A 10,286-nucleotide genomic window follows, 5' to 3' on the forward strand; every position below is an offset into this window, starting at 1 on the left:
TGAACGGCGAAATTCGGTCGGCATACGCGATGACGGAACCGGGAGAGGCCTCTTCTGATGCGAAGAACATCAGCACCACGGCGCGTCTGGAAAATGGCGAATGGGTCATTAACGGCGAAAAATACTACATCTCTGGCGCCGGGGACCCCCGCTGTAAAATCATGATCACCATGGTGAAGACCAGCCCGGATGCACCGTCGTCGAAGCAGCAATCCCAAATTCTGGTGCCGATCGATACCCCCGGCGTTGAGATTATCGAGGGGATGCAGGTATTTGGAGAAGATCATGCGCCGCGTGGTCATATGCATCTTAAGTTCAATAACGTGCGTGTCCCGGAAGCGAATATGCTGTTGGGTGAAGGGCGTGGCTTTGAAATTTCGCAAGTAAGGCTCGGACCTGGACGCATTCATCATTGCATGCGGTCAATTGGCCAGGCGGAGAAAGCCCTGGAGTTGATGGTGAAGAGGGCTGGTAGCCGGACAGCGTTCGGCAAAACCATTTTGAAGCTCGGTAAGAACCTTGAGCTGATTGCCCGCGCTCGCATCGAAATCGATGCCATGCGCCTGATGGTGCTGCAGGCGGCCAAAGCCATGGATGTTCTCGGTAACCGGGAAGCACGTGTCTATGTCAGTGCGGTCAAGGCCATGGTGCCGGAAAAAGTATGTCAAATTATCGATCAGGCGATCCAGATACATGGCGCAACCGGAATGTCCCATTGGACACCTCTTGCGGGCATGTATGCAAATCAGCGTCATCTCCGTTTCGCAGATGGACCGGACGAAGTGCATCATATGGTTGTCGGCCGCGCTGAGGCACAAAAACACGATGCATGGTAGAACCTGAAAAACAGGAGTGATCATGAAAGACATGATTGTTGAAGAGCTCATGGTCCCTTCCGGGGACCATGAACTGCGCATTTTCCTGCGAAATAAACGACGGGCGGATGCCGTTTTGGGTCGGCCGGACCGGACTTTGCTGTTTGTTCATGGGGCAACATATCCGTCGTCAGTGACGTTTGATTTTGTCGCGGGGGGCTACTCCTGGATGGATACGCTGGCCGAGGCCGGGTTCGATTGCTGGTTGATGGATATCCGTGGCTATGGACGTTCCGACCGTCCGGCGGAAATGGAGCAGGTGGCAGAAGCCAATGGGCCGATTGTGCATACGGATGTCGCGGTGGCCGATCTCGGCAACATGGTCGAGTATATATTGGCAAAGCGCAATATGGAGAAATTGCAGCTGCTGGGATATTCTTGGGGGACATTAATTACTGGCGCCTATACGGCCAAAAACAATGACAAGGTCGAACGGCTGGCATTTTATGGAACGAGTATGTTGAATTCCGGCGCGTCCCTGATCGGAAACGACCGGCCAACAGCGGCTTATCGCTATGTGGATGCCCAATCGATCAAGACCCGATGGGAGCATGGTCTTGATCCATCGGAAATAGAGGATATTATCGAGCCCGATTGGCAGCAGAAATGGCTGGAGGAGGCGATTGCCAGCGATCCAAGGTCAGGCGAGCATGATCCGCCAATGTTACGTGCCCCGACGGGGGTTGTGGATGACAAGGTTTGCCGCTGGTCGCAGGGAATTTTCCAGTATGATCCAGCCAACATTACGGTCCCGACGTTGGTCATCGTGGGCGAAAAGGATATCGAGACTACGCCCGAAGGCGCGCTAACGATCTTTCATAAACTGGCCAACGCACCGCATCGCCGCTACATAATTGTTGGAAAAACAACGCATTCAGCATTGCTTGAGCGACGGCGGGAACAGCTTTTCAGGGCAACACAGTCCTTCCTTGAAGAGGAATTTTAAAGTAAGGCCCTATGTTCCGCCCGCAAGATTTCCATGTGTCTACTAAACATATAAAAATAAGAGAAAATATAATGGACTTCGATACTATTGTGCGCGGAAGGCGCTCTATTCGCGGCTACAAGCCGGATCCAATTCCGAAAGATGTGTTGAAGGAAATAATCGATATTGCCGCACGCGCGCCGTCGTCCATGAATACGCAGCCATGGCATTTGCACGTGATCAGTGGAGAGCCATTAGATCGCATCCGTGCAGGTAACACAGAGCGAAACCTTGCGGGCGTTCCGTCATCCAGAGAGTTTCGAGTTGAAGATAAATATGAGGGTGTTCATCGCGACCGTCAGGTGAAAGTCGCTGTTCAGCTTTTTGAGGCCATGGGAATTGAACGTCACGACGCGGAACGGCGTCAGGAATGGGTGCTGCGAGGGTTTCGCCAGTTCGATGCGCCGGTCTCGGTTATCGTTGCCTATGATAAAGAACTGCAAGGGGATATCCGCCATTTTGATCTCGGGGCAATAACCTATGGGCTGGTGCTTGCCGCCTGGAGCCGGGGTGTCGGCGCCGTCATCAATAGTCAGGGCATCATGCAATCCCCTGTTGTGAGGGAACATGCGGGTATTCCCGAAAACCATGTGATCCAAACGGCGGTTGCCATGGGGTATCCGGACGATAGTTTTCCGGCAAATGCAGTTGTCTCTACCCGCAGACCGGTTGAGGAAGTTGCAACCTTCATCGGATTCGATGACTGAAGGTAAATCTCTCTTCTTGAAAAATTTCTCCAGATAGACCAAATCCGTTAAATCATCTTATAGTATATCCAAACACACTCAGGTGAATATCAAAGGGAACAGCCCATGGGCCCGACTTCAAATAGCTATATTTCGCAGCGTATTAAGCTTCACTATGTGGATTGGGGAAATCCGGACGCGCCGCCGTTGTTGCTTATCCATGGCGGGCGTGATCATTGCCGGAACTGGGACTGGGTAGCGGAGGAGCTGCGTCACGATTGGCATGTCATTGCACCAGATCTGCGGGGGCATGGAGACAGCGGCTGGTCCACGGATGGCAACTACAATGTCCAGAGCTATGTATATGATATCGCCCAGCTTATCCATCAAAAGGAATTGAGCCCGGTAACGATTGTTTCCCATTCCCTCGGTGGCAGTATTGCACTCCGCTATACGGGTCTTTATCCGGAGAATGTCAGAAAGATTGTCGCGATAGAAGGGCTAGGATCATCCCCCAAAATGATCAAGGAGGCGCAAGCCGTCCCAATTGCCAAACGCTGGCGTGACTGGATTGATCAGAAACGCGCGGCAAGTGCCCGTTTGCATCGGCGCTATGATACATTCGAGGATGCCCTTGCACGCATGAAGGCTGAAAACAAGCATTTGTCAGATGAGCAGGCCCTGCATCTGACAACCCACGCCGTCAACCAGAATGAGGACGGTACATTCAGCTGGAAATTTGATAACTATATGCGTGTTTGGGGACCGTCTGACATCAGCCAGGAGGATACCCAAGCATTGTGGAGCGAAATCACCTGCCCGACAATGCTGTGCTACGGCAATGACAGTTGGGCTTCAAATCCGGTTGATGACGGGCGCATAAAGCATTTCAAGAATGCCATCGTGAAAAATTACGACAAAGCAGGTCATTGGTTACACCATGATCAGTTTGACAAGTTCACCGCAGACTTGAGGGAATTTTTGTGATAGCTAAAAATGGCACCCAAGGGCGCTAACGAACCATCAACAGGCGGATTTTAGCTCGTGCGACTGCGAGTTTTTACAACATGATCCGCTCTATGTATTAGATCAGGCTGTGACGGACTTTGGCGGATACCCATTCGCTGATTATGACGGTTGCGAGGATCACAATAAAGATCGTTGTCACTTGTCCCCAGGCCAGCACATTGATCGATGCCTGGAGCTTAAGGCCGAGCCCGCCTGCGCCGACCAGTCCAAGGACGGTAGACTCCCGAATATTGATGTCCCATCGAAATACCGTGATTCCAGCAAAGGCGGGCGTGATCTGTGGCGTAATCCCGTAATCAAGCCGTTGCAACGCCGAGGCACCCGTCGCGTTAATCGCCTCGATCTGGGTTTCGTCGATTTCCTCGATGGCTTCATATAACAGCTTGGCAATAAATCCGATGGAGCGGAGGGCGATAGCGATAATACCGGCAAATACTCCCGGACCAATTATTGCCACCAGTAAAAGCCCCCAAATTAGAGCATTTATTGATCGAGAGGAGACGATGATGAAGAGTGCGATGGGCCGGACAAAACGTATACTCGGCGTTGTGTTCCGCGCCGCGAGGAATGCCACGGGCACGGCCATGATAACCGCAAGAAGCGTGCCCAACGTTGCGATGTTGATGGTGTCCCACAACGGCCACCAAAGTTCATTCATGTAGCTCCATTTCGGCGGGAACATGCGCGATCCAATGTCGGCGGCTTGACGCGGCGCATCATATACGAAGAACCATATGGTTCCCTGGGTCATAACCTGCCAGCAGAAGATGAATAGCGCGACAAGGGCCAGCCATCCAACCCACATTGCAAGTCTGGCTTTCGGCGTACGATGCATCCAGATGGGCTTCCCGGTCTCTGTCTTTCCTATCGGCATATTATTGCACCCATTTTCGGACGTAGCCCGAGCTGTATTCCGCGACCATGACAATCAGTATTATGACAATGAGGATTGCACCGGCGGTATCATATTCGTATCTGTCGATTGCGGTATTGAGCGTCGCGCCGATCCCACCGGCACCGACGATCCCGATCACGGCAGATTCCCGGAAGTTAATGTCCAGTCGATAAAGTGAAAGTCCGATCAGACGCGGCATCACCTGCGGTTGGATCGCATAATTGACGATTTGCCACCATCCGCCGCCGGTTGCCCGAACAGCTTCCGTCTGAGATTCATCGATATCCTCGATGTCTTCTGCCAGCAGTTTGGAGAGGAAGCCGATGGTTGCAAAACTTAACGTGAGAAAGCCTGCAAACGGTCCAAATCCGAACATGGCAACGAACAGGATTGCGATGATTATTTCCTGAAAGCTGCGTGACAATGTGATAATTCCGCGGCAGAGCACATAAACCGGGGGTGGTGCAATATTGCGCGCCGCACCAATGCCGATTGGCACAGAAATCAATATTCCGACCACTGTTGACGTCACTGTCATGGTCAGGCTTTCCTGCATGCCGATCACGATGTCGCCCCAGCGTGAGGCAAAATCGGGCACCAGGAATCCTTCAACAAAGCGCCACCCTCGATCAAGGCCCTCCCACACACGCGACCAGTTGACCGGCACTGTAGAAGTCGCCAGCACAAGATAAGCCAGCGCACCAAGATAGAGGCTCCAGCGGGTTAGGGCGTTCTTGATAAAGGGCTTTTTACGCCATAGACGCGGTTTGACAGCAGACATTTGCTCCGTCGTCATACCAGCTCCGCCGCGGGTTCATTCTTCGGGGAGGCTGGATGATTATTATCAGGCTCGTCAGAGTCCCCACTCATGCTGGTCCAGTCTTCTTCACCATAGATACGGGTGAGGACTTCTTCGGTCAGGTCGGACGGGGGACCGTCAAAGACGACTTCGCCGTCCTGCAATCCGATAATACGATCAACAAATGCCTGCGCCAGCGGCACGTCATGAATGTTTATAATCGCAGGCAGATTACTCTCCCTGCAGATTTCGGTGATCAGGCGCATGATCTGGCGAGATGTCTTCGGATCAAGGCTCGCCGTTGGTTCATCAATCAGCAACAATTCCGGGTCCTGTTCCAGTGCCCGGGCGATGCCGACACGCTGTCGCTGGCCGCCGGAAAGGGCGTCTGCGCGCTTGTCGGCATGATCGGTCAATCCGACACGTTCGAGCAGGGCAAAAGCCTTGTCCACATCTGCTTGGGGAAAGCGGCGGCTGAAGCTTTGCCAAAAAGAGACATACCCCAATCGTCCCGAGAGCACATTTTCCATTACACTCAGGCGCTCCACAAGGGCGTATTCCTGGAAAATCATGCCGATACGGCGGCGCGCACGCTTCAGATCGCCGCGGCCGAGTTTCGTGACATTCAGGTTGTTCAAAAAAACATCGCCATCTGTTGGTTCAACCAGTCGATTGATACAGCGGATCAAGGTTGATTTTCCTGCGCCGGACGGGCCGATCAGCCCGACAACTTCGCCAGCGGGCACAGAAAACGAGACGCCTTTCAGCGCCTCGTCCCCGGTCCGATAACGCTTCCGCAAATTGTCTACGCGGAGCATATATTACCTCGCAATTATACTAACGGAGTGCCGTTACTGGCAGTCATAGGAGACGCCGTTGGCATCATCGATTTTACGAATGACATCCCAGTGCTCCTTGAAAGTGATTGGAATGAATTTCGCCTCGCCAGACTTGGAAAACTCTTCTTCGAGGGCTGAGCCTTCCCAGTCGTAGCTGAAGAATGCCGACTTGATCTTTTCCTGCAGTTCCGGCTTCAGGTTATAGACCAAGCCGTAACCGGTGGTTGGGAATGTTTGGGATTTGTAGATTGTGCTGACCTGATCTGCTTTGATCACATCGCGCTGGATCATACGGCTCATTACCGAGTTGGCAATTGCCGCCGCCGGATAGTCCTTGTTGGCAACCCCGAGAATCGAGTTGTCATGCTTGCCGGAGAAGACGGCTTCGAAATCCGTGCCCGCTTTCATACCAAATTCGCTGGCGAGCAGGGCAGAAGGGGCCTTGAAGCCGGAGTTAGAGGTTTCAGATGTAAAGGCCAGTTTGCTGCCCTTGATGTCTTCAACTTTTTCAATGCCGGAACCCGGGTAAGTGATGATTTCCATCTCATAGCCAAAGCTGTCATCTTCGCGCGCCATCATGGCAAAAGATTTGAACCCGGCACAAGCAACAGCGATTGGGTTTGAACCCGTGTTAAAGCCCGCAATATGCAAACGGCCTGCACGCATGGCCTCTAGCTGTGCGGCGTTCGACTGAACAGGAAAGAATTGCACTTTTTTGCCGGTTACTTCTTCCATATGCTTCAGAAATCCGTCCCAGACCTTGGCATAGACCGCAGGATCCTCAACTGGCGTATAGGCAAAGATAAGCGTGTCGGGATCGATCTGTTGCGACGGATCAGTCGGCGTATCTGCGGTTAGATCTCCGTCACTATCAGTGAAACGGGAATCGAGTGTGAACGCCGCCTGTGCACCGGTCGACGCGGTAAGTGCCAGTGCGGCAATGGCAAAAGCCTTGCCCAGCAATTTAAGAGCCATCAATTTCCTCCATATATTCAAGAATGTAACTGCAAAATACTATTCTTTGGTTTCCCCTAAAATACATTGCGGGAGGACTGTACGGTTTGCATAAACGAAAATCCCGTGAAGGTTTTGTTACATTAAAGTTTGGTCCTTCAAGTGACTATGCGCTTTACCTCCCAATAAAGCGCCAGAAGCGATTCTTTTTTATTTGTGCCTAAAGCATTAGAGCAGATGTTGTCTCTCGTTCTTTCACGCATGAATTCAAATCACGAAATATTAGCCTATCATACTTTAGCATTAAGCAACAATAATCGATGGTAAAGCGCAATAGTGGCCCGGAGAGCGCAGAGAGTTGAAAGCACTCATGCTTCGGAAGGTTTTAAGGCCTTCTTAATCAAACGGGAGCGTTGTCAACTCTCGTCGCCAACAAAAATTCCGATAGTACTCAGATTGGATGTATCTGTGCCTAGGTCGCCTGAAACCACTATTGAAAAGCTGGCGGCGGCGTCGATCGTCAGCACGGTATTTCCCGGGCTGCTGCTATTGTCAAGGGTAACCAAATCTGCACGGTCATTCTCAGCGGTTCCGGGATTGTTGATCCCGAGTGCATCGAAAAGCGCATCGAGATCAATTGTATCTCCGTCGCCTCCGAAATCGAAATCGAGAATCTGGTCGTTGCCGTCATTCACGTTGGTATATTGGAAGATATCAGCGCCAGCCCCGCCAAAAAGTATATCATTGCCTTCACCGCCATCTAGGGAATCGGCCCCTGCACCACCGCGTAGAAGATCATTGCCTGCGCCGCCGGTCATCTGGTCGCCACCGTCATATCCGTAAAGGCGATCGGCGAGAGCAGTTCCGATCAGGTTATCGATGCCGGCCGTGCCCTCCTGTATGTTTGTGTTGGTGTTCAGCAGGCTGAGTGCGCCGCCACCAAGCAGGGTCGCCAGTGTGTCACTTGATGAGGCGCCAAGGTCATCTGTTGCCCTAATGACTGTCGCGTTCAGGACCTCTACGCCATCGATAAGCCAGTTCTGGTTAAATTGGACGGTGGCCAGTAATTCATTGATAGCGAGGTTGTCGATCGTGCCGTTGTCCGCCGCCGTGATCGTCAGAACGGAGGAGGGGGCAATTAATCCGATAATGCCAGAATCATTTTCAATTGTTATTGTCAGGCCGAGTTCATTGGCGAGGTCTGTTGATGCCGAAAGTGTCAGGGCCGTTAACCCCAATCTTAGCAACGGCGCATAGGCAATTTCGACGCGCTTTAAATTGCCGTCAACATCAAATGCCGAAAGATCCTGAGCGCTGAGATCGATCAAATTGAGAAAGGCGCCGTTTACCTGAACAACTGGCGCGTTGTTCCCCGCAGGTGGAGCCGTCAGGCCGGAACTGTCGAAGCGGGTCGAGGTGGTGGCAGTGTCTCCGTCATTGTCGGTCAGCACAAACCCGGCATCTGTATGTCCGCCAAGGAAAACTGTGTCGCTACCCGCTTCATCCGCAATCAATTTTCCACTGACAAGGAGGCCTGCGATTATCTCCTGATCGGTAAGCGCATCTCCAATCAGGTCGACATTCTGAAACAGAATTTGCTGATCAGTACTTGCAAGAGTAAAGCCGCCAAAAAAATTGCCGCTTGTGCTGATATAGAGGATTGTATCCGGCCCGCTCGCTGCAAAATGAAGGTAGTTGGCGAGATTTCCAGGGTCGGTCCCGATAACACCTTCTCCAGCCAGAAGATCGCCAAGGTCGATGACATCGCCGCCGCTTGAAAGACTGGAGATGTCAAAGTCAGTGATGGTATCCACGGCCGGTGTGCCCGGAGTGGCCTCATGATCTTCTTCCCATGTGAAAATATCGACGCCAGTTCCGCCGGTTAGCGTATCATCATCCGCGCCGCCAATCAGGATATCGTTACCGGCATCACCTGCGAGGTTGTCTTCACCGCTGCCACCCCGGAGGATATCATTTCCGTCGCCGCCATTTAAGGTATCGTCCCCACCATAGGCGTAGATGCGATTTTCCGATGCATCGCCGTTTAGTGTCTCCCCTCCATTCGTGCCCTCGATAATTTCCGAAGGCGGGGTTGCCTGAAGAAGTGCCGCGTTCAGCAGAGTGTTCGCCCCGACGGTCGCGTTCAGCCCGTCTATATCCGTCGCCGAAATGGTGATTGAGTTGATCAGGTCAACAGTTAGCAATCCGGAATCGAACGTGATCGTGCCCAACAGTTCGTTCAGCTTGGCATTGTCGATTGAGCCTCCGTCTAGTGCTGTAATCGTCAATTCGGATGAAGCCGAGAGGAGAATACTGCTATTCACGATCGTAACATCAAGGCCCAACTCTGCGGCGAGTTCCTGAGAAGCGTTGAATTCGAAGGCGCCGAGACCGATCAAGGTTGAATATTCAATAACGACGCTTTCGATATTGTTATTGGCATCCGTTGCGGTGAAAAACTGGTTATTTCCAAGATCGATCAGGCCGAGCACGTCCGCGCCAACCAGCCCCAGAAGATTTCCCTGATCGCCCGTTCCGACTTCCGGCGCAACATTGGCCGTTGGCGCAATACCTGATACCCCAGTCGCGGTAAAGCTGTAGGCCCCGGTCAGGACATTGACAGTCAGTGTTTCGCCCTTGATGTTGTCAATGGTCAGGATATGGGTCCCGGTATTATAGCTGTAACCGGTCACGGTTTCGGAGATGCCTGCTTCGGAAATACTGTTTGCGTCGGGGTCATAAAGATAGGTATAGCCCCCCATACTGACATTTAGCATGGTGCCACCATCCGCCCCAAAACTATCAACGGCGTTCGAGTTAATGGTTGCCGGTGTGCTTATGGTGAACTGGGCCAGGCCAGCGGCTGTCGGTATATCATCCTCGACTGAAACGGTGAGTGCGCCGCTTGCCACGGCGCCTCCATCGGACGCATCAACAACAATATCGAAATCAAGAGCCGTTGTTCCCCCGCCATTGGGATGATCGAGCGGATTGGTGAGCATAATCTGGAAATTGCCGTCGTTATCCATGGTAATACGGATAACTTCACCAAGGGAAACTGTGCTGCCGATCAAGATCTGGGTTCCGTCACCTGCCCAAGTCACTGCCTCTCCACCGGAGGAAAGCGCGACAGCAGGTTCCACCATCGTTACGGTGAGCGGATCACCCTCGTTATCGGCCACGGTAATTTGACCGTTGGCAATGCTGATAATATTCGCATCCGA

9 protein-coding genes are annotated in these 10,286 nt (G+C 52.4%); 4 read left to right on the top strand and 5 right to left on the bottom strand.

Annotated elements, in window-relative coordinates:
• The 4 genes from P1U71_RS11630 to P1U71_RS11645 form a co-directional block, all read left to right on the top strand.
• The coding region (locus tag P1U71_RS11630) for an acyl-CoA dehydrogenase family protein (RefSeq protein WP_301105774.1) at positions 1-836 on the top strand (836 nt) is incomplete at its 5' end.
• A 22-nt stretch (positions 837-858) separates the two neighbouring features.
• Positions 859-1,821, top strand: coding sequence for an alpha/beta hydrolase (locus P1U71_RS11635; protein WP_301105775.1), 963 nt, complete (start codon positions 859-861; stop codon positions 1,819-1,821).
• A 71-nt stretch (positions 1,822-1,892) separates the two neighbouring features.
• The gene (locus P1U71_RS11640) at positions 1,893-2,567 is read left to right on the top strand and encodes a nitroreductase (protein ID WP_301105776.1); all 675 of its coding nucleotides are present in this window, start codon (positions 1,893-1,895) and stop codon (positions 2,565-2,567) included.
• Positions 2,568-2,672: 105 nt separating this feature from the next.
• Positions 2,673-3,533: an alpha/beta hydrolase gene (locus P1U71_RS11645; protein ID WP_301105777.1), complete on the top strand. Its 861-nt coding sequence runs from the start codon at positions 2,673-2,675 to the stop codon at positions 3,531-3,533.
• 97 nt (positions 3,534-3,630) lie between these two features.
• Here P1U71_RS11645 and phnE (P1U71_RS11650) read toward each other — a convergent pair whose 3' ends face one another.
• The 5 genes from phnE (P1U71_RS11650) to P1U71_RS11670 form a co-directional block, all read right to left on the bottom strand.
• Complete coding sequence (gene phnE / locus P1U71_RS11650) at positions 3,631-4,449, bottom strand: phosphonate ABC transporter, permease protein PhnE (RefSeq protein WP_301105778.1); 819 nt, start codon at positions 4,447-4,449, stop codon at positions 3,631-3,633.
• A 1-nt stretch (position 4,450) separates the two neighbouring features.
• On the bottom strand, positions 4,451-5,266 hold the full coding sequence (gene phnE, locus P1U71_RS11655; RefSeq protein WP_301105779.1) for a phosphonate ABC transporter, permease protein PhnE: 816 nt from the start codon (positions 5,264-5,266) through the stop codon (positions 4,451-4,453).
• Positions 5,263-6,087, bottom strand: coding sequence for a phosphonate ABC transporter ATP-binding protein (gene phnC / locus P1U71_RS11660; RefSeq protein WP_301105780.1), 825 nt, complete (start codon positions 6,085-6,087; stop codon positions 5,263-5,265). The genes phnE (P1U71_RS11655) and phnC overlap by 4 nt, the downstream gene beginning before the upstream one ends.
• A 33-nt stretch (positions 6,088-6,120) precedes the next feature.
• A complete protein-coding gene (gene phnD, locus P1U71_RS11665; RefSeq protein WP_301105781.1) occupies positions 6,121-7,083 on the bottom strand; it encodes a phosphate/phosphite/phosphonate ABC transporter substrate-binding protein in 963 nt (320 codons plus the stop codon).
• Positions 7,084-7,478: 395 nt separating this feature from the next.
• On the bottom strand, positions 7,479-10,286 hold a 2,808-nt coding region (locus tag P1U71_RS11670; protein WP_301105782.1), incomplete at its 5' end, for a type I secretion C-terminal target domain-containing protein.

It is taken from the genome of Sneathiella sp., assembly GCF_029233945.1.
Lineage (GTDB): Bacteria > Pseudomonadota > Alphaproteobacteria > Sneathiellales > Sneathiellaceae > Sneathiella.